The sequence below is a fragment of the Streptomyces sp. 7N604 genome (genome assembly GCF_052245475.1).
Classification (GTDB): Bacteria; Actinomycetota; Actinomycetes; order Streptomycetales; family Streptomycetaceae; genus Streptomyces.
Genome location: NZ_JBQQBX010000057.1, coordinates 1 through 19,402 on the forward strand (window position 1 = coordinate 1; position 19,402 = coordinate 19,402).

At 73.3% G+C, this 19,402-nt stretch carries 17 protein-coding genes; 15 read left to right on the top strand and 2 right to left on the bottom strand.

Translation table 11 applies throughout. The annotated features are described in order from the left end of the window. The coding region (locus ACTWP8_RS36335; RefSeq protein ID WP_443326337.1) for a hypothetical protein at positions 1 to 1,423 on the bottom strand (1,423 nt) is incomplete at its 3' end. A 91-nt stretch (positions 1,424 to 1,514) separates the two neighbouring features. Here ACTWP8_RS36335 and ACTWP8_RS36340 point away from each other — a divergent pair. The 10 genes from ACTWP8_RS36340 to hutI all read left to right on the top strand — a co-directional run bounded on the left by ACTWP8_RS36340 (position 1,515) and on the right by hutI (position 13,594). Further along, a complete protein-coding gene (locus ACTWP8_RS36340; protein ID WP_443313993.1) occupies positions 1,515 to 2,108 on the top strand; it encodes a helix-turn-helix domain-containing protein in 594 nt (197 codons plus the stop codon). A gap of 74 nt (positions 2,109 to 2,182) precedes the next feature. Beyond that, complete coding sequence (locus ACTWP8_RS36345; protein WP_443326338.1) at positions 2,183 to 3,403, top strand: NAD(P)/FAD-dependent oxidoreductase; 1,221 nt, start codon at positions 2,183 to 2,185, stop codon at positions 3,401 to 3,403. Next, the gene (locus ACTWP8_RS36350; protein WP_443326339.1) at positions 3,391 to 3,666 is read left to right on the top strand and encodes a (2Fe-2S)-binding protein; all 276 of its coding nucleotides are present in this window, start codon (positions 3,391 to 3,393) and stop codon (positions 3,664 to 3,666) included. Before ACTWP8_RS36345 ends, ACTWP8_RS36350 begins: the two co-directional genes overlap by 13 nt. After that, a complete protein-coding gene (locus ACTWP8_RS36355) occupies positions 3,663 to 5,018 on the top strand; it encodes an FAD/NAD(P)-dependent oxidoreductase (protein ID WP_443326340.1) in 1,356 nt (451 codons plus the stop codon). The genes ACTWP8_RS36350 and ACTWP8_RS36355 overlap by 4 nt, the downstream gene beginning before the upstream one ends. A 729-nt stretch (positions 5,019 to 5,747) precedes the next feature. Next, a complete protein-coding gene (locus tag ACTWP8_RS36360; protein WP_443326341.1) occupies positions 5,748 to 6,680 on the top strand; it encodes a dihydrodipicolinate synthase family protein in 933 nt (310 codons plus the stop codon). Next, complete coding sequence (locus ACTWP8_RS36365) at positions 6,680 to 7,732, top strand: proline racemase family protein (RefSeq protein WP_443326342.1); 1,053 nt, start codon at positions 6,680 to 6,682, stop codon at positions 7,730 to 7,732. Before ACTWP8_RS36360 ends, ACTWP8_RS36365 begins: the two co-directional genes overlap by 1 nt. A gap of 84 nt (positions 7,733 to 7,816) precedes the next feature. After that, entirely contained in the window at positions 7,817 to 9,475 is a 1,659-nt protein-coding gene (gene hutU / locus ACTWP8_RS36370) for a urocanate hydratase (protein ID WP_443326343.1), read from the top strand. A 191-nt stretch (positions 9,476 to 9,666) separates the two neighbouring features. Then, entirely contained in the window at positions 9,667 to 10,929 is a 1,263-nt protein-coding gene (locus ACTWP8_RS36375; RefSeq protein ID WP_443326344.1) for an allantoate amidohydrolase, read from the top strand. Then, positions 10,920 to 12,290, top strand: coding sequence for a formimidoylglutamate deiminase (locus ACTWP8_RS36380; RefSeq protein ID WP_443326345.1), 1,371 nt, complete (start codon positions 10,920 to 10,922; stop codon positions 12,288 to 12,290). Before ACTWP8_RS36375 ends, ACTWP8_RS36380 begins: the two co-directional genes overlap by 10 nt. 140 nt (positions 12,291 to 12,430) lie before the next feature. Continuing rightward, positions 12,431 to 13,594 (top strand): imidazolonepropionase, encoded by a 1,164-nt coding sequence (hutI, locus tag ACTWP8_RS36385; RefSeq protein ID WP_443326356.1) that lies wholly within the window; start codon positions 12,431 to 12,433, stop codon positions 13,592 to 13,594. A gap of 61 nt (positions 13,595 to 13,655) precedes the next feature. Here hutI and ACTWP8_RS36390 read toward each other — a convergent pair whose 3' ends face one another. After that, positions 13,656 to 14,633, bottom strand: a complete 978-nt coding sequence (locus tag ACTWP8_RS36390) for an RNA polymerase sigma factor SigF (protein WP_443326346.1) — start codon at positions 14,631 to 14,633, stop codon at positions 13,656 to 13,658. Positions 14,634 to 14,864: 231 nt separating this feature from the next. Between ACTWP8_RS36390 and ACTWP8_RS36395 the strand changes: the two genes are divergently transcribed. The 5 genes from ACTWP8_RS36395 to ACTWP8_RS36415 all read left to right on the top strand — a co-directional run bounded on the left by ACTWP8_RS36395 (position 14,865) and on the right by ACTWP8_RS36415 (position 19,386). Then, complete coding sequence (locus ACTWP8_RS36395) at positions 14,865 to 15,245, top strand: STAS domain-containing protein (RefSeq protein ID WP_443326347.1); 381 nt, start codon at positions 14,865 to 14,867, stop codon at positions 15,243 to 15,245. A gap of 171 nt (positions 15,246 to 15,416) precedes the next feature. Next, complete coding sequence (locus ACTWP8_RS36400; RefSeq protein WP_443326348.1) at positions 15,417 to 15,902, top strand: ATP-binding protein; 486 nt, start codon at positions 15,417 to 15,419, stop codon at positions 15,900 to 15,902. A 174-nt stretch (positions 15,903 to 16,076) separates the two neighbouring features. Continuing rightward, on the top strand, positions 16,077 to 16,793 hold the full coding sequence (locus ACTWP8_RS36405; protein WP_443326357.1) for an LPXTG cell wall anchor domain-containing protein: 717 nt from the start codon (positions 16,077 to 16,079) through the stop codon (positions 16,791 to 16,793). Positions 16,794 to 17,089: 296 nt separating this feature from the next. Next, positions 17,090 to 18,139 (top strand): COG1470 family protein, encoded by a 1,050-nt coding sequence (locus ACTWP8_RS36410; RefSeq protein ID WP_443326349.1) that lies wholly within the window; start codon positions 17,090 to 17,092, stop codon positions 18,137 to 18,139. 95 nt (positions 18,140 to 18,234) lie between these two features. Continuing rightward, the gene (locus tag ACTWP8_RS36415) at positions 18,235 to 19,386 is read left to right on the top strand and encodes a hypothetical protein (protein WP_443326350.1); all 1,152 of its coding nucleotides are present in this window, start codon (positions 18,235 to 18,237) and stop codon (positions 19,384 to 19,386) included. The last annotated feature ends 16 nt before the right edge of the window (positions 19,387 to 19,402 follow it).

The window sequence follows — 19,402 nt, forward strand, 5'->3', positions numbered from 1 at the left end:
ACCCACCCCCGCCCCGCCCGCCGCCGGTCAGCGCGTCGCGCTGCGCCCCGCCGCTCTCGGCGACGATCTCCGCAACCGTCTGCTGGGGGCGGGCGAGCGCGAAGCGCACGCCTCCGGGCGCCGACGGGTCGGCCGCGAAGCCGTACACCGCTGGGCGCGGGAGGCTGTTGTACGCGAAGTGGTTCGTGAAGTAGTACGCGCCGGTGTCGAGCAGCGCGGCCAGGTCACCGGCCTCCAGCAGTGGCAGCGGCCGGTTCTCGGCGACCAGATCGCCCGCGAAGCAGCAGGGCCCCGCCACGTCCTGGGCCACGCGCGGGCCCGTCTTGGGCCGCCCCTTCGCGTCGTACGCCACCACCCGTACGGGCCAGAACTCGGGCGCGAAAACCGTACGGGTGGCGAGTTGGGCGCCCGCGTGCGTGACCGCGATCGGACGCCCGCCGGCCGACTTGGCGTACTCCACGCGGGCCAGCACCATTCCGCTCTTGGCGAGCAGCGCGCGGCCGAACTCGGTGACCAGGCCGTACCGCCCGTCGAACAGGCCGGGGACGGTGGCGCGCAGCAGCCGCGCGTACTCGCCGAAGGCCGGGGGCTCGTCGGAGGCGAAGCTGACGGGCAGGCCGCCGCCGATGTCGAGGGTGTCGATCTGTCGGCGTCCGGCCGCCGCGTTGATCGCCTCGGCGAGCTCGTACGTCTCGCGCACGCCCGCGGCCATCAGCTCCAGCGGCACCCCCTGGGAGCCGACGTGGGCGTGCAGCCGGGTCAGCCAAGGCCGGTCCAGGAAGGCGCGCACGATCCACTCGCGCGCTCCTTCGTCGCGCAGCGCGAACCCGAACTTGGAGATGGGCTTCGCGGTGGACAGCGCATCGATGGAGCCGCCGCCGACCTGCGGATTGACGCGCAGCCCGAGCAGGGAGGCGATCTCGCCCGAGGAGCCCGAGGAGCCCGAGGAGCCCGGCGAGTCCACGAGGGTGTCGAGGCGGGCCAGCTCCTGCGGGTTGTCGGCGTTGACGGCGATGCCGAGGGCGAGGGCCTCGCGCAGCTCGGCGTACGTCTTCGCGGGCGAGTCGAGCACCATACGGTCCGCGGGCAGGCCCGCCGCCCTGGCCAGCGCCAGCTCCCCCGGGCTGGCCACCTCGCAGCCGAGCCCCTCGTCCGCCAGCAGCCGCAGCACGGGGACGAGGGCCGCCGCCTTCACGGCGAAGGCGTGCAGGACTGGGGTGCCGGGGGCGGTGACCTCGGCGAAGGCGGCGCGCAGCGCGGCCGCCGAGCGCCGGATGCCGGTCACGTCCAGCAGCCCGGCGACCGGGGACTCCGGCGTGATCAGGCCCTGCTCCACCGCGGCCCGTACGGTCCGGTCGCGGCGGGCGGCCGGCCCGCCGCCCCTGCCCTCGGGGTCCCTGGCTGCGGAGTCTTCGGTGGTCATACAGCCACTCCACCACCCACGGGCCGCCCCTGCCCATCGTTTCCGTGACAGCCGCTCGTTACAGTGGCGGCCCGCAGAGCGAGGAGGAGCCGTGGCCGGGGCAGAGGGACGGGCGGGGCGCATGCTGGGGGCCAACCTCCGCGCGCTGCGCACCGAGCGCGGTCTGTCGCTCTCCGAGGTCGCCCGCCGGTCCGGCGTCGCCAAGAGCGCCCTGTCGCAGCTCGAGGCCGGCAACGGCAACCCCACCATCCAGACGGTGTTCTCTCTGTCGAACGCTCTGGGGGTCCCGGTCTCCGATCTCGTCACCGAGCGGACCGAGCAGGACGTGCTGCTCGTACGGTCCGCCGGGCTCGACGTGCTGAGCAGTGAGGCCGTCGACCTGCGGCTGCTGCGTCGTATCGAGCCGAGGGGCGGCGTGCTGGAGATCTACGACCAGCGGGTCAGGCCGGGGGAGCGCCAGCACTCGGACGGGCATCCGGGCCTGGAACACGTCGTGGTCACCGAGGGGGTGCTCCGCGTCGGCCCGCCCGGCGCACCGTACGAGCTGGGGCCGGGCGACTACGTGTGCCTGCCGGGCGCGCGGCCGCACATCTACGAGACGGCGGGTGAAGTCCCGGTCGTCTCCGTGCTGTTGATCGAGTATCCGGACGGCGCGGGTATTGACCCGCCCGGCGCGCCTCATTAGCGTCGGCGTCGTTCTTTCTGGAGAACGGTTCTCCCGAGCCAGGGAACGCGAGCCAGGGAACGGCGGTGCGGTGCATGCACGTCCTCCGGAAACACCCCGATGTGGTCGTCGTGGGCAGCGGCATCATCGGCGCGGCCTGCGCCGAGGCCCTCACCCGGCGCGGCGCGCGCGTCACCGTCCTCGACCGCGCCCCCCTCGCCTCCGGCACCACCGCCGGCGGCGAGGGCAACCTCCTCGTGTCCGACAAGGCCCCGGGCCCCGAACTCGCCCTCGCCCAGGCCTCCCTGCGCCGCTGGCCCGCCCTGCTCGCGGCGCTCGCCGACGAACTCGGGCCGCGGGCGGCCGCCTGCGAGTACGAACCGAAGGGCGGGCTCGTCGTCGCCCCCGACGGACCGACCGGCGAGCGGGACGCGGCGGGCCTGCGGGCCTTCGCCGCGGCACAGCGAGCCGCGGGGGTCGACGTGCGCGACCTGACGCCGGCCGACGTGGCGGCTTACGAGCCACGGGTGACGCGCCGGGTGCGGGGCGCAGCCTTCTACCCGGAGGACGCCCAGCTCCAGCCGGTGCTCGCCACCACGGCCCTGCTCGCCGCCGTCCGCGCGCGGGGGAGCGAGGTCCGTACGGGCGCGGAGGCGACGGGCGTGGCGTACGGCGGGGACGGCCGCGTGAGCGCCCTCCTCACCGGTACGAACGGCCCCGTTCCGTGCGGAGCGGTCGTCAACGCCTGCGGCCCGTGGGCCGGTTCGTTCGCCGCGGCGTCCGGTGCCCCGCTGCCCGTACTGCCGCGCCGCGGCCTGATCCTGGTCACCGCGCCGCTGCCGCCCGGCACCGTCCGGCACAAGGTCTACGACGCCGACTACACCGGCGCGGCCGGGAGCGGCGATGCGGGCCTGCGGACGTCCACGGTCGTGGAGTCGACCCGCGCCGGGACGGTGCTCATCGGCTCGAGCCGGGAGCGCGCCGGATTCGACGAGACGGTGCGGGTGACCGTACTGCGGGCGCTCGCCCGCAAGGCCGTGCGCCTCTTCCCCGCCCTGCGGAACGTCCCCGTCATGCGTGCATACGGCGGCTTCCGCCCCTACACCCCGGACCACCTTCCGGTCATCGGCCAGGACCCGCGCCGCCCCGGCCTCTGGCACGCGACGGGTCACGAGGGCGCGGGCATCGGCCTCGCGGCGGCGACGGGCCGGCTCCTCGCGGAGCTGTACGCGGGCGAGCGCCCGCACGTCGACCCCGAGCCGTTCCGGGTGGGGCGGCCAGGACTGTCGGTCGGAGAGCAGCCATGCGCACGGTGACCATCGACGGCGAGGAGCACGCGTTCGTGCCCGGCAGGACGATCGCGGCGATCCTCATCGCCGCGGGCCGTACGTCGTGGCGCACCACCCGTCACGGCGGCCGTCCCCGCGGCCTCTTCTGCGGCATCGGCATCTGCCACGACTGCCTGGTCACCGTCAACGGCCTCCCCGCCGTCCGGGCCTGCCTCCGCGAGGCGGAGGCCGGGGACGACATCCGGACCGGTCCGAACGGTGAGGATCCGAACGGAGAAGAGTCGCTGTGATCGTCGAAGAGGCGCAGGGCGTCGTCGTGGTCGGGGCGGGCCCCGCGGGGATCGCCGCCGCGCTCGCCGCGGCGGGGTCCGGGGTTTCCGTGGTGCTGCTCGACGGCGGGGCGCGGCCCGGTGGGCAGTACTACCGGCAGCCGCTCGTCGGTCCGCCGGACACGAGGACGGTCCGCGCCGGTGCCCGGCTCGAGCTGGCCGTACGCGAGCACCCCCGGATCGACCACCGCCCCCGCACCTCCGTCTGGGCCCTCGAACCTGACCCGGAGGGCACCCACCTCGTCCACACCCAGCAGGGCCCCGCCGACGCGGCCCGCCGCGTGCGGACGATCGGGGCCGCCGCGCTGATCCTGTGCCCGGGCGCGTACGACCGCGTACTCCCCTTCCCCGGCTGGGAGTTGCCGGGCGTCTGCAGCGCGGGCGCGGCCCAGGCCCTCGCCAAGGGGCAGGGCATCGCGGTCGGCGGCCGGGTCGTCGTCTCGGGGACCGGACCGTTCCTGCTGCCGGTGATTGCATCCCTGCTCGACGTTGGGGCCGGATGCCTCGGCGTGTACGAGGCGGGGACCCCCGCCCGCTGGCTGCGCCACCCCGTCGCCGCCCTCCGCGACGGCCTCTCGAAGCTGCCGGAACTCGCCGCGTACGCAGCCCGGTTGGCGGTGCATCGCGTCCCGTACCGCACCCGCCGTGCGGTCGTCGCCGCGCACGGGCGCGACCGCGTCGAGGCGGTGACCGTCGCTCGCCTCGACCCGGACTGGAACATCCGGCCCGGCAGCGAGCGCCGGATCGATGGTGTGGACGCGGTCTGCGTCGGCTACGGGTTCACGCCGCAGCTGGAGCTCGCCGTGGCCGCCGGGTGCGCCTTGCGGGGCCCGTACGTGGCCGTCGACGCCGCGCAGGCGACCTCCGTACCGGGCTTGTACGCGGCGGGCGAGATCACGGGCATCGGCGGGGCGGAACTGGCCGCCGCGGAGGGGGAGGTGGCGGGGCTGGCGGCTGCGGGCCGCGCCATCCGGCCAGGGGCGGTGGCCCGGGTACGGTCCGGACGCCGCTTCGCCGAGGCCCTCGCCGACGCGCACCGCGTCCGCCCCGGCTGGCGGACCTGGCTGACGGACGACACCCTCGTCTGCCGCTGCGAGGAGGTCACGTACGGAGACCTGCGCGGCGCGGTCCGGGACCGCGCCGCGGACGGCATGCGGACGCTCAAGCTCACCAGCCGGGTGGGCCTGGGCCCGTGCCAGGGCCGCGTCTGCGGCCGCAACGCGGCCGAGCTCGCGGGCCTGGACGCCTCCGGCGCGGACCGCCGCCCCATCGCCCAGCCCATCCGTCTCGGCGACCTGGCGGAGCCGCCGTGACTCCGGCGTGGGGTCAGGGGCGGGGCGGGGTGGCCCCTCTGGGGCTGCATGATTTACGGGTCGGCACGGTCGTTTATCCCGTGCAGGCCGCCGTTAAGCCGGCCCACAAATCACGCTTTACGCCCCTGCCGGGACCACCCCGCCCCACCCCTTCCCGCCATCGGGCGTCTGCGGCCCGTCTCCCCTATCGCAGTACCCCGCCCCTTCTTGCCGTCGTGCGTCTACGGCCTGCTTTCCCTTGGCGAGCCCTTCTGGCGATGCGCGGGAAGGACGGGGTGTGGGCACACCAGGCCCGCACCCGGCGACGGTGCGCCAGACCCCGCCGGGGCTTCCCGTTTCGTGCGCGGCTGCACGCCGGCTGCCGGGTGGTGCCCGCCCGTGCTGCTCCGTGGAGCGCATAGCTGGCACGGTCCGCACGGGGCCACCGGCGGAAGGGGGCGGGGTGGGGTGGCCCCTCTCCAGGCACTAAAGCGTGATTTGTGGGCCGGCCGACCGCCGGCCCGCAGACGGCGAACAACCCGTGCCGGCCCGTAAATCATGCCGCCGGGAGAGGGGCCACCCCACCCCGCCCCCGACCCGGCACCCGGCAGACCGCAGGCCCACGCACCCGCACATCCGCACACCCACGCACTCGCACCCGCACCCGCACATCCGCACACCCACGCACTCGCACCCGCACCCGCACATCCGCACACCCACGCACTCGCACCCGCACACAAGGAGCCCTGGATGCCCAAGCCCCACGCGCAGTCCCTCACCGGCGTCATCGTCGCGACCGCCCTCCCCTACGCCGATGACCCCACCGCCCCCGCAGGCCTCCGCCCCGACCTCGACTGTTACGCGGCCCACTGCCGCTGGCTCGTCGACAGCGGTTGTCACGGCGTCGGCCCCAACGGCTCGCTCGGGGAGTACTCCTCCCTCAGCGAGGCCGAGCGCCGCGCCGTCGCCCGTACCGCCGTCGACGCGGTCGGCCGGGACGCGCTCGTCGTCGTGGGCGTGCACGCGCCAGGCGCGCACCAGGCCCGGCGGCATGCCGAACTCGCCGCCGAGGACGGCGCCGACGGGGTCCTGTGTCTCCCTCCGACCCTCTACCGCGCCAACACCGCCGAGATCGTGCACCACTTCGAGGAGGTGGCGAAGGCCGGCCTGCCCGTCATGGCGTACAACAACCCGTTCGACACCAAGGTCGACCTCACCCCCGAGGCGCTCGGTGAGATCGCCGCGATCGACAACGTCGTCGCGGTCAAGGAGTTCTCCGGCGACGTCCGCCGCGTCCTCCACATCAAGGAGCAGGCGCCGCGTCTCGCCATCGTCGCCGGCGCCGACGACCTGGTCCTCGAAGCGCTCCTCATGGGCGCGACCGGCTGGTTCGCCGGGTTCCCGAACGTCTTCCCCGCCGAGTCCGCCCGCCTCTACGAGCTCGCCCGCTCCGGACGGCTCGCCGAGGCGAGGGCGCTGTACGAGCCGCTGGTCGCCGCTTTCCGCTGGGACTCGCGCACCGAGTTCGTCCAGGCGATCAAGCGCGGCATGGACCTGGTCGGCCGGTACGGCGGCCCGTGCCGTCCGCCCCGCGGTCCTCTGGCCGACGCCCAACTGGCCGCGGTGGATGCCGACATGAAACGAGCGCTGGATGCGCTTGCGCCGACGGCGGAGGCGGTCTGATGCTCTCCCACGGCCTTAAGGGCGTGGGAGGTACCCCCACCCCCCGCTGCTTCAGCGCCGTCGACTCCCACACCGAGGGCATGCCCACACGCGTCGTCACCGGCGGCGTCGGCCCGATCCCCGGTGACACCATGGCGGCCCGCCGCCTGCACTTCGTCGAGCACCTCGACCACATCCGCCGGCTGCTGGTGAACGAACCGCGCGGCCACGCCGCGATGAGCGGCGCGATCCTCCAGCCCCCGACGCGCACCGATGCCGACTGGGGCGTGCTGTTCATCGAGGTCTCCGGATGCCTGCCGATGTGCGGGCACGGCACGATCGGCGTGGCGACGGTCCTGGTCGAGACCGGGATGGTCGGGGTGACCGAGCCGGTGACCACAGTGCGTCTGGACGCACCGGCAGGGCTGGTCGAGGCGCAGGTCGCCGTGCGCGACGGCCGCGCCGAGCACGTCACGCTCCGGAACGTGCCCTCGTACGCCGCCGAGCTCGACGCCACCGTGCGCGTGCCCGGCATCGGCGAGGTCCGCTACGACATGGCGTACGGCGGAAACTTCTACGCGATCACGCCGCTCGAGCGGCTCGGCCTTCCCTTCTCCCGGGAACGGAAGGGGGAGATCCTCGCGGCCGGTCTGGCCATCATGGGCGAGATCAACCGGCATCGGCGGCCGGTCCACCCGGAGGACCCAGGGATCTCGGGCTGCCACCACGTCCAGTTCACGGCCCCGGGAGAGCCGGGCCGGGGCGGCCCGGGTGGCAGCCACAGCCGTAACGCGATGGTCATCCACCCGGGCTGGTTCGACCGCTCGCCGTGCGGCACGGGCACCAGCGCCCGTATGGCGCAGCTGCACGCGCGCGGGGAGCTGCCGCTCCACCAGGACTTCGTCAACGAGTCCTTCATCGGCACCCGCTTCACCGGCCGTCTCACCGGGACCACCCGCGTCGGAGAGCACGAGGCCGTGGTCCCGACCGTCACGGGGCGGGCATGGATCACAGGAATGGGTCAGTACCTGCTGGACCCGGCGGACCCCTTCCCGGCCGGATTCACGCTGTAGTCGCACAGCCCCCTGTTGACTACGTCTATTCATCCTTAGAGGATGTGAATAGCTCAATCCATCGACGGCAGGGAGGCAGGGCTCATGTCAGGACCGCGACCCGTGCGAGCACCGCGTGGTACGGAACTGAGCGCTCAGGGCTGGCAGCAGGAAGCCGCCCTGCGGATGCTGCAGAACAACCTCGACCCCGAGGTCGCCGAGCATCCGGACAAGCTCGTCGTCTACGGCGGCACGGGCAAGGCGGCCCGCGACTGGCGCTCCTTCGACGCCATGGTCCGCACGCTGCGGACGCTGAAGCAGGACGAGACCATGCTCGTCCAGTCCGGCCGGCCGGTGGGCGTGATGCAGACCCACGAGTGGGCGCCGCGTGTGCTGATCGCGAACTCCAACCTGGTCGGGGACTGGGCGAACTGGGAGGAGTTCCGGCGGCTGGAGGCCCTCGGACTCACCATGTACGGGCAGATGACGGCCGGTTCGTGGATCTACATCGGCACCCAGGGCATCCTCCAGGGCACGTACGAGACGTTCGCGGCCGTCGCCGCGAAGAAGTTCGGCGGGACGCTGGCGGGCACGATGACGCTGACGGCCGGTCTCGGCGGCATGGGCGGCGCCCAGCCGCTCGCGGTCACCATGAACGACGGTGTCGCCATCTGTATCGACTGCGACCCGCGCGCGATCGACCGCCGCATCGAGCACCGCTACCTGGATGTGAAGGCCGACAGTCTGGAGCACGCGCTCCAGCTGGCCGTCGAGGCGCGCGACGCTCGCCGCCCGCTCTCCATCGGCGTCCTCGGCAACGCGGCCGACCTCGTACCGCAGCTGCTCGCGATGAACGCCCCGATCGACATCGTGACGGACCAGACGAGCGCCCACGACCCGCTCTCATACCTCCCGCTGGGCGTCGACTTCGGCGACATGGCCTCGTACGCGGCCGAGAAGCCCGCGGACTTCACACAGCGGGCGCGCGAGTCCATGGCCAGGCACGTCGAGGCGATGGTCGGCTTCATGGACGCGGGCGCCGAGGTTTTCGACTACGGCAACTCCATCCGAGGCGAGGCCCAACTGGCGGGTTACGACCGTGCCTTCGCCTTTCCCGGTTTCGTGCCCGCGTACATCCGGCCGCTGTTCTGCGAGGGCAAGGGCCCCTTCCGCTGGGCCGCCCTGTCCGGCGACCCGGCCGACATCGCCAGGACGGACCAGGCGATCCTCGACCTCTTCCCGGAGAACGAGTCCCTGGCCCGCTGGATCAAGATGGCGGGGGAGCGGGTGCACTTCCAGGGCCTCCCGGCCCGCATCTGCTGGCTCGGCTACGGCGAACGGGACCGCGCGGGCGAGCGCTTCAACGACATGGTGGCCTCCGGAGAGCTCCAGGCCCCGCTGGCCATCGGCCGCGACCACCTGGACTGCGGCTCGGTCGCCTCCCCGTACCGGGAGACGGAGGCCATGCTCGACGGCTCGGACGCGATCGCCGACTGGCCGCTGCTCAACGCGATGGTCAACGTCGCGTCGGGCGCGTCCTGGGTCTCGATCCACCACGGGGGTGGGGTCGGTATGGGCCGTTCTCTTCACGCGGGCCAGGTCACGGTCGCCGACGGCACGAGGCTGGGCGGCGAGAAGATCCGCCGCGTGCTCACGAACGACCCGGGCATGGGGGTCGTCCGCCACGTCGATGCGGGTTACGAAGCGGCTGACGCCGTCGCCCGGGACCGGGGAGTCCGCATCCCGATGCGGGAGGAATCGTGAACCGGTTTGTGGGCAATCCTTCCGCCGGGGCGATGGGGGTACCCCCATGCCGTTCAGGCTATGGGGGAGGGTGGGCACAAACCGCCCACCGGCCCGCGGTCGCGCACGAAACGGAACCCCCCGCGGGGGCTGGCGCATCGTCGCCGGCTGCGGGCCGGGGCGTGCCCACCCGTTCCGGCCCCGTGGAACGAATGCCCACACCCCTCGGGAAAGGGGCCTCCTTCCACGAGATGTGGGCAGATCTCCTGCCCATCGGCCGCTCCGCGGCCACCGGCGGCTACCGCCGCTACGCCTGGACCGGTGCCGACGCCGACTGCCGCGCCTGGTTCCAGGCGCAGGCCGAGTCCCGCGGACTCGCCTACGAGCTGGACCGCAACGGCAACCAGTGGGCCTGGCTCGGCGATCCCGCAGGGGACAACGCCGTCGTCACCGGCTCGCACCTGGACTCCGTCCCCGACGGCGGCGCCTTCGACGGCCCCCTCGGCGTCGTCTCCTCCTTCGCCGCACTCGACGAGCTGCGAGCACGCCGGGCGGCGCCCACCCGCCCGATCGCGATCGTCAACTTCGGCGACGAGGAAGGGGCCCGCTTCGGCCTCGCCTGCGTCGGCTCCCGCCTCACCGCGGGGCAGCTGACCGCTGCGCAGGCGCACGCGCTGCGCGACGCCGACGGCGTCACTCTCGCGCAGGCCATGGAGGACGCGGGCCACGACCCGTCGGCGATCGGCCCCGACCCCGAACGACTCGCCCGCATCGGCGCGTTCGTCGAACTCCACGTCGAGCAGGGCCGCGCCCTCGCTGCGCTCGACAGCGGCTCCGCCGCGGGGATCAACCACCCCATCGGCGTGGCCTCCGCGATCTGGCCGCACGGCCGCTGGCGGTTCGACTTCCACGGCGAGGCCAACCACGCCGGGACGACCCGTATCGAGGACCGCCGCGACCCGATGCTCACCTACGCCGCGGCCGTGCTCGCCGCCCGCGAGAAGGCGGCCCGCTCCGGCGCCCTCGCCACCTTCGGCAAGGTCAGCGTCGAGCCGAACGGCGTCAACGCCATCGCGTCCCTTGTCCGCGGCTGGCTCGACTCCCGCGCCGCCGACGAGCAGACCCTCGCCACCGTCGTGGCCGAGATCGAGCGGGCGGCCGTCGAGCGCGGGGCGCGCGAGGGCGTCGACGTGCGTGTCACGCGTGAGTCCTTCACCCCCGTGGTCGAGTTCGAGCACGGCCTGCGCGATAAGCTCGCGGCCCTGCTCGGCACGGACAGCGCGCCAGTACCGGTCCTGCCCACGGGCGCGGGCCACGACGCCGGTATTTTGTCGGCCTCGGTGCCCACCGCCATGCTGTTCGTGCGGAACCCCACCGGCGTCTCGCACTCACCCGCAGAGACGGCCGTCGAGGACGACTGCCTCGCCGGCGTGACCGCACTCGCCGACGTACTGGAGGGCCTCGCGTGTCCCTGACACCGCAGACCTACTGGGCCGAACACGCCTGGCTGAACGGCACGGTCGAACCACAGGTGCTGATCGAGACCGGCCACGACGGGCGGATCGCGGCCGTGCACCCCGACACGGCCGTCCCGCCGCCCGGCTCGGTCACACTGCGCGGCCTGACCGTCCCCGGCATGGCCAACGCGCACTCACACGCCTTTCACCGCGCCCTGCGCGGCACGGTCCAGGTCGGCTCCGGCACCTTCTGGACCTGGCGCGAGGTGATGTACCAGTTCGCCTCCCGCCTCACCCCCGACACGTACTTCGACCTCGCCAGGGCCGTCTACGCCGAGATGGCCCTGGCCGGGATCACCGCCGTCGGCGAGTTCCACTATCTGCATCACGCCCCGGGCGGCGACCGGTACAGCAACCCCAACGCCATGGGCGAGGCCCTGATCGCGGCCGCCGCCGACGCGGGCATCCGCATCACCCTCCTCGACACCTGCTATCTCGCCTCCGGTTTCGGGACCGGCCGCAGCGGGGCGCCGCTCGGCCACGACCAACTGCGCTTCGGCGACGGCAGCGCCGACGCCTGGGCCGAGCGCGTCTCGGCCCTCGCCCCCGGCTCGCTGGGCGACCACGCGCGGCTCGGCGCGGCCATCCACTCCGTACGCGCAGTCCCTGCCGCCGAGATGGGCACCGTCGCCAAGTGGGCCGAGGACCACCGCGCCCCCCTTCACGTCCACCTCTCCGAGCAGACCGCCGAGAACGACGCCTGCCGGCGGGCCCACGGCTGTTCCCCGACCCGGCTGCTCGCCGACCACGGGGTGCTCGGCCGGCGCACCACCGCCGTCCACGCCACCCACCTCACCGCCGGAGACATCGCCCTGATCGGTGGCTCGTCCACCGGCGTGTGCATGTGCCCCACGACGGAGCGGGACCTCGCCGACGGCATCGGCCCGGCCAAGCAGCTCCACGAGGCGGGCAGCACGCTCTGCCTCGGCAGCGACAGCCACGCCGTCATCGACCTGCTCGAAGAAGCCCGCGCCATGGAGCTCGACGAGCGGCTCCGCACCCGGACCCGCGGCCACTGGACCGCCTCTCAGCTGCTGCGCGCGGCCACCGAGGACGGACACGCCGCACTGGGCTGGCACGAGGCGGGCCGCATCGAGGTGGGCGCGCTCGCCGACCTCACCACGGTCGCGCTGGACTCGGTCCGCACCGTGGGGCCGATGCCCCGACTGGCCACCGAGACCGCGATATTCGCGGCGACCAACGCGGACATCCGCCACACCGTGGTCGCCGGACGCCACATCGTCCGCGACGGAGTCCACCAGCTCGTCCCGCACGTCCCGGTGTCACTGGCCGAAGCGATCGCGGCACTGCGGGTCTGACGGCCATCGGACGGGCGGAGAACAGCGAGCGGCCGGACCCCGGCGAAAGCCAGGACATGAGCCAACGCCCGGACGAACGCCAACGCCCGGACCACCGCCAACGCCCGGACACCAGCGAACGGTTGGAGAACAGCGCGACCATGGCCACCGCCATCACCCACATCGCGAGCCTCGTCACGAATACCCCCTCCCTCGGCTCGGGCCCCCTCGGTCTGATCCAGGACGCGGCCGTCGTCATCGACGGCGACCGCATCGCCTGGGTCGGTGAAACCAGCAAAGCACCCACCACTGACAACCGGATCGTCGCCGAGGGCCGGGCCGTGATCCCCGGCTTCGTCGACTCCCACTCCCACCTGGTCTTCGCCGGAGACCGCACCGAGGAGTTCAACGCCCGCATGTCGGGCCGCGAGTACACCGCGGGCGGCATCCGCACCACCGTCGCCGCCACCCGCGCCGCCTCCGACAACGTCCTGCACGCCAACGCCGGCCGCTACGTCCGCGAGGCGCTGCGCCAGGGCACCACCACCATCGAGATCAAGTCCGGCTACGGCCTCACCGTCGAGGACGAGGCCCGCACCCTGGGCGTCGCGGCCGCCCACACCGACGAAGTGACGTACCTCGGCGCGCACATCGTCGCCCCCGAGTTCGCCGACGACCCGGCCGCGTACGTCGGCCTGGTCACCGGCCCGATGCTCGACGCCTGCGCCCCCTACGCCCGCTGGATCGACGTCTTCTGCGAGAAGGGCGCCTTCGACGGCGACCAGGCACGCGCCGTTCTCTCGGCCGGCGCCGCCCGTGGCCTGACCCCGCGGGTGCACGCCAACCAGCTCTCGTACGGCCCCGGCGTACAGCTCGCCGTGGAGCTCGGCGCGGCCTCGGCCGACCACTGCACGCACCTGACCGACGCCGACGTCGACGCCCTCGCGAACGGCGACACGGTCGCCACCCTGCTCCCCGGTGCGGAGTTCTCCACGCGCGCGCAGTACCCCGACGCGCGCCGCCTGCTGGACGCGGGCGCCACGGTCGCGCTGTCCCCCGACTGCAACCCCGGCTCGTCCTTCACCAGCTCCATGGCCTTCTGCATCGCCGTCGCCGTACGCGAGATGCGGATGACGCCGGACGAGGCGGTGTGGTCGGCGACGGCGGGCGGGGCCGCGGCGCTGCGCCGTACCGACGTGGGACGCATCGCGCCGGGCGCCCTGGCCGACCTGGTGCTGCTCGACGCCCCCTCGCACGTGCATCTCGCCTACCGCCCCGGCGTCCCCCTCGCGGCCGCCGTCTGGCACCGCGGCGAACTCGTGTGACAGACGTGTGGGCAGCAGTTCCGCTCAGCGGAACAACTGCCCACACGTCCACAATGGGGGGTTACTCGTCGATCATCAGGCCCTTGCGCAATCGGCCGAGGGTGCGTGTCAGCAGCCGCGACACGTGCATCTGCGAGATGCCGAGCTCCTCGCCGATCTCGGACTGCGTCATGTTGGCCACGAAGCGCAGCGACAGGATCTTCCGGTCCCGCGGCTGCAGCTCGGCGATCAGCGGCTTCAGCGACTCGACGTACTCGATGCCCTCGAGCCCGTGATCCTCGTAACCGATGCGGTCCGCCAGGGCGCCCTCGGTGTCGTCCTCCTCGGGCTGGGCGTCGAGCGAGCTCGCGGTGTACGCGTTGCTCGCGGCCATGCCTTCGACGACCTCGTCCTTGGTGATGCCGAGGCGCTCGGCGAGCTCGGCCACCGACGGCGCGCGGTCGAGCTGCTGGGACAGCTCGTCGCCCGCCTTGGCCAGGTCGAGCCGCAGCTCCTGCAGCCGCCTCGGAACGCGCACCGACCAGCTGGTGTCGCGGAAGAACCGCTTGATCTCGCCGACGATCGTCGGCATCGCGAAGGTGGGGAACTCCACGCCGCGGCTCAGCTCGAAGCGGTCGATCGCCTTGATCAGGCCGATCGTGCCGACCTGGACGATGTCCTCCATGGGCTCGCTGCGGGAGCGGAACCGGGAGGCCGCGAACTTCACCAGGGCGAGGTTGAGCTCGACCAGCGTGTTACGGACGTACGCGTACTCGTGGGTGCCTTCCTCGAGCGACTCGAGTCGCGCGAAGAGGGTCTTGGACAGGGCCCTCGCGTCGAGCGGGGCCACCTCGTCGTACGGAGGGATCTCGGGGAGGTCCGCGAAGACGTCTTCGTCGTGACCCTCGTGAGCGCCGATCTGGTGCTCGAGCGGTTCGAGCCGCGCGAGCTCCTGCTCCGGCTGCTCGGGTTCGGTTGTCGACGTCGCGGACCGGGGCCCGTGGGGGGCGTCGTCGGCGGTACGCAGCTCGTCGAGCCGGGGTGACATTGTCTCCTCCATCGTTCTCGGCATATGGCTGCCCGGGTGCCGATTCTCTTCCTGCGGTGTGCGGCGCCTCCGAAGCCGGCTGTGGTTGAACGTGTCCCTACTAGCCCTACCCGCTCCGGCCAGCGGAAAGCAAGGTCTGATTATGGCCCTATGTCCGTTTCGAGGGGATGTTCGTCTACCGGACGGCGTATCGAAGGCGTAGGGTTCGGGGTGCGCCGTCGCAAGCAACCAGAAGGGGTGCGCATGGACCGCGGGATGGTCGGCAGTGCCAACAGGGGCCGACTCCAGGTCGAGGTTCGGCACCACGGGTCCAGCGCGGTCGTGACACCGGCCGGTGAGCTCGATCACCACACCGCCGAGGTGCTGCGCGAGCCGCTGGAGGGGTGCGTCGACCAGGGGCGATCCCGGCTGGTGGTGGACTGTTCACAGCTCGAGTTCTGTGATTCCACCGGGCTCAACGTACTGCTGGGCGCCCGGCTCAAGGCCGAGGCGGCAGGTGGTGGCGTCCATCTGGTCGGCATGCTCCCCGTGGTCGCGAGGGTCTTCGAGATCACAGGCGCGGAGGCCGTCTTCACCGTGCATGACACGCTCGACCAGGCTCTCGCCGACTCGCCGACCGACTGATCGCTCCCCCGCCCGCCCCGAATCGTGATACGCGCGTTATATGCGTCACACGTTCCGCAGCGAAGAAGTGGGTGTTCTCGCGCATTGGTCGGGCAGGAGACAGCTGAATCTGATGAATCTGTCAGGTACCCGTTACCTGTGTTACCGGCGAATCGGTGAGGTGAAGCGCTGATGAGCACCACGCGGCCGTACTCGCCGGGTGATCGCGGCCCGGAGTCGGGCGGTGCTTCCCGTGCCGTACCCGCGTCCGGCCAGGTGCGTACGCTGCGTCTCAACGGGGCGAGCGGCATCGTCCCGAGCGCCCGGGACTTCACCCGGCAGGCCCTCTACGACTGGGGCTGGCTGCCTGCGGCCACCGGCGACCAGCGGGCCGCGGCCGAGGATGTGCTGCTCGTCGTCTCCGAGCTCGTCACCAACGCCTGTCTGCACGCCGAGGGCCCGGAGGAGCTGCGCGTCGGCTGCACGGCCAAGGTCCTGCGGCTCGAGGTCGTGGACCTCGGCACGGGCTCGCCCGCACCCCGCACCCCGCACCGCGCGGGGCGGCCCGGCGGCCACGGCATGTTCATCGTCCAGCGGCTGTGCCTGGACTGGGGGGTCGTGCGGAACGCCGACGGCATCGGCAAGACCGTTTGGGCGGAACTGGCCGCGCCCGCCTAGGACGCCGCTTCTGCCCCCAGCCTGTCCGAACACGCCGATCCGGCGTGTTCTTTGTCTTCCCTCTACAAGGTCCCCGGCGTACTGTCGCGCCGGATCTGATGTGTCGTCAGTAATTGACCGGTGGCGACAACCGACCGACGAGAGGGGGATCCCGAGGTGTCCGAGGTTTCCGAGGTGTCCCGTACGAAGCGCCGTGCGGCCGCGCGCGGGGGCGCGCTCGCGGTGGCTGCGGCAGTGGCGGCCGGGTCCGCGGTTCTGCTGGCCGCCCCTGCCGCCCATGCCGAGGTCGTGGACGTCGACTACCAGTGCAAGACGCCGATCGGCAACAAGGGCGCGGTCTCGCCCATCGACATCAGGAGCGTCAAGAGCGGCAGCGCCTACAAGCTCACCATGACCTTCGAGAAAGGCGTCTCGTCCAGCCCGGTCGAGCTGGGCAAGGGGGCGATGAAGCCGAGTGCGCTGATCAAGCTGGGCGGGGCGGAGAGCGGCACGGTGCCCGTGTCGGGCCCGCCGAACGCCGAGGCGATCCCCGCCAACACCCCGATCAAGATCACCGACTTGACGGGTACCTACACCCCGAAGGCGAGCGGCAAGGTCACCTTCACCGCCTCGACCCTGACGATCAAGGCGCTGGGCACGACGACCACGTGCAACCCGGTGAACGACCCCAAGCCGTCGCTGACGCTCGACGTGCAGGGCGCCGCGGGCGGTACGGGTGGTACTGGTGGTACGGGCGGTGCGCAGTCGGAGCCGTCGGGCGGCGAGCAGCTGCCGCAGACCGGGCCTGCGGACTCGGCGGTGGCGCTCGGAACTCTCGGCGGAACGGTTCTCCTCGCCGGAGTGGCCGGAGCGCTCTGGCTGACCCGCCGAGGCCAGCGGCCGGCGGCCTAGCGCGGGCGCGCCGGGTGCGGTCTCGCGCGCAGGCGCCGGTGCCGCCGCCCCGCGCGGCTCGCGGGCGGAGCGACCGCCGAGCCGCACGACCGCCCGCTGCCGACCGCCGAGCCGCACGACCGCCCCGCTGCCGGCCGCCGACCGCGGGTCTGGGCCCTGGGGCTGCGGACTCAGCTGATCACCGACGCTGACCGAGGTTCGGCGAGCCGTCGGCCCCCTGCCGATAGCGCACCACGCGCCCCCCGCGTTGCGCCAGTGCCCAACCCGCCCGCGAGCGAACACTCGAGGAGCCGCCGATGACGTCCCGTACTCGCAGGGGAGCCGTGGGTCTTGCCGCAGCGCTGGCTGCTGCCGCTGCGGTGCTGGTCAGTGCGCCTGCGTACGGGGGGCCCGCCGCGGACGCGGGCTGGTCGGCCGCGCCTGCGCCCGGGGGCGGGAGCAGGCCCAGTGCGGGAGGGCGGGCGTACTTCTATCTGGAGGGGCGGCCGGGGAGCGTGCTCGAGGACACGGTCGCCGTCGCCAACCCCGGCGACCGGCCGCGGACCGTAGAACTGCGCGGCGCCGACGCGTACAACACGCACGCCGGGGCCTTCGCCGTACGGGAGACCGGCCGGAGTACCGGCGTCGGCGCGTGGGTGGCCCTCGCCTCCACGAAGGTGAAGGTGCCGCCCCGCACCCGGGCCGAGGTCCCCTTCACGGTGACCGTCCCGCCGGACGCCGTGCCGGGCGACCACCCCGGCGCGGTCGTCGTGACCGGCGGCGGGCGGGAGTCGGGCGTACGGATCCATCTGAGGGTCACCGGGCCGACGCTGTCCGCGCTGTCGGTCGAGGACGTGTCCGTCGCGGCGACCGGCAGCGGCGCCGAGATCCACTATGCGCTCGTCAACCGCGGCAACGCCGCGCTGAGCCCCAGGATCGCGGTACGGGCCGACGGCCTCTTCGGCGGCGAGGTGCTCCAGCGAGGGGCCCGCGCCCTCCCGGTGGAACTGCTGCCGGGCCAGCGGGTGCGGCTCACCGAGAAGTGGCCCGGGGCGCCCTGGCTCGACTCGGTGCGGGTCACGCTCACCGCCACCGCTGCGGGCGGCGCCCACGGCTCGGCCACCGCCTCGTACACCGCCTTCCCCTGGGCGGCGGCCGGGTTCCTGCTGCTCGGCGGCGGCCTGGCGGCGGCGGCCGCGGGCGGCACGTACGTGCGCCGCAGACGCAGACGGGCGTCCCGCGCGAGCGGCGCGGAGCAGGCAGGAGCAGGAGCCCGAGACGGAGACGGAGCCGGAGCGGACGACGGAGGGCACGAGGCCGGGTGCGAGCGGACGTTGGCGGATACGGGATCGGGGGCGGCACGGTGAGCGGCAGCAAGGACATCCGGCGACCTGCCGGGCCGGGGTGTCCTCCGGCCCGACCGGGCGCGGGGACGGACGACTCCGTGCTCGCTCGTCCGCGCGTGGCCAGGCGCTCAACGCGCGCAGCCGCGCCGCCCGCACAGCGCGCCGTGCCGGCCGCGCTGCTCGCCATGCTGGCCGCCGCCGCGCTCGTCGTCTTCCCTGCCGGAGGCGCCTCGCGCGCCGCGGCCGCCGAGGGCCCGAGCGTCAGCCTCTCCGAAGAGGAGGCGGGCGCCGGCGGGACGATCACCGTCACAGGCAAGGGCTGGCGGCCTCGCACCCTCCTGACGCTGCTCATCTGCGGCCAGAACATGATCGGCGGCACCAACGCCTGCGCCAACGCCGACGGACGCGCCGTCACCACCCGCCGCGACGGCACCTTCACCAGGAAGCTGCCGGTCGCGGAACCGCCCAAGCCCTGCCCCTGTGTCGTGCACGTCGCGACCGTGACGGGCGAGGCCGCCTCGGCGGACGCGACGCTGAAAGTCGCAGGGCACCCGGTCGCGCCGCTGCCCGAGGAGGAGGGCACCGGGCGGCTCGCGGTGCTCGCGGCGCGGCTCGAGGGGTCGAGCGGGCTGCTCACCTGGTTCGGCGCGCCCGCGCAGCGCCAACTCGCCCTGACCGTCGGCAACCTCGGTTCGGCCCCGGCCAGGAACCCCGTCTTCCGGGTCGGCACCTCGCACGGCGTGTTCGCCCCGCAATGGGAGGAACAGCAGTGGCGCGGAACCGTACGGCCAGGTGAGAAGGCGCGGATCAGGCTGCCGGTCGAGCTGGCTGCGGGCGCGCACGGCGACTACCTCGTGTCCCTGAAGTACGGGGACAAAGTGCTCACCGAACAGCCGTGGGGCGTCGGGCGCCCGTGGGGTGTGACGCTCTTCTGGGTGCTGCTGTTCGTCGTCGTCCCGGCCGCGGTCTTCCGGATCGGCATGGCGGTCGTCGACCGCGTACGGCCGCGGGCGCCGGGCCGTACGGCGGGTCATACGGCAGGCCGTCACCGCACCCGGCAGTGCGGCCTGAACTCCCCCGACCCCCTGGATCCCCCGGACCCCCCGGACCCCCCGGGCGACCCGGGCGACCCGGATCCCCCGGACCCCACCGCGGCGAGCGAACCCGCCGCCGCCCTCCCGTGGTTCACCCCCGACACGCCCCCGTCCCGGGAAGCACCTCTCTCCGCACCGTCAGAAGACCGACCCACGTCGAAAGGAAGCTCGTGAATTCCCAACGGAAGCT

Excerpts from the sequence above, each read along its gene's own strand:
- ACTWP8_RS36360 (WP_443326341.1), top strand. The coding sequence starts at position 5,748 with ATGCCCAAGCCCCACGCGCAGTCCCTCACCGGCGTCATCGTCGCGACC.
- ACTWP8_RS36395 (WP_443326347.1), top strand. The coding sequence starts at position 14,865 with ATGGACCGCGGGATGGTCGGCAGTGCCAACAGGGGCCGACTCCAGGTC.
- ACTWP8_RS36390 (WP_443326346.1), bottom strand. The coding sequence starts at position 14,633 with ATGGAGGAGACAATGTCACCCCGGCTCGACGAGCTGCGTACCGCCGAC.
- ACTWP8_RS36375 (WP_443326344.1), top strand. The coding sequence starts at position 9,667 with ATGCCCACACCCCTCGGGAAAGGGGCCTCCTTCCACGAGATGTGGGCA.
- ACTWP8_RS36365 (WP_443326342.1), top strand. The coding sequence starts at position 6,680 with ATGCTCTCCCACGGCCTTAAGGGCGTGGGAGGTACCCCCACCCCCCGC.
- ACTWP8_RS36410 (WP_443326349.1), top strand. The coding sequence starts at position 17,090 with ATGACGTCCCGTACTCGCAGGGGAGCCGTGGGTCTTGCCGCAGCGCTG.
- hutU (WP_443326343.1), top strand. The coding sequence starts at position 7,817 with ATGTCAGGACCGCGACCCGTGCGAGCACCGCGTGGTACGGAACTGAGC.
- hutI (WP_443326356.1), top strand. The coding sequence starts at position 12,431 with ATGGCCACCGCCATCACCCACATCGCGAGCCTCGTCACGAATACCCCC.
- ACTWP8_RS36345 (WP_443326338.1), top strand. The coding sequence starts at position 2,183 with ATGCACGTCCTCCGGAAACACCCCGATGTGGTCGTCGTGGGCAGCGGC.
- ACTWP8_RS36350 (WP_443326339.1), top strand. The coding sequence starts at position 3,391 with ATGCGCACGGTGACCATCGACGGCGAGGAGCACGCGTTCGTGCCCGGC.
- ACTWP8_RS36400 (WP_443326348.1), top strand. The coding sequence starts at position 15,417 with ATGAGCACCACGCGGCCGTACTCGCCGGGTGATCGCGGCCCGGAGTCG.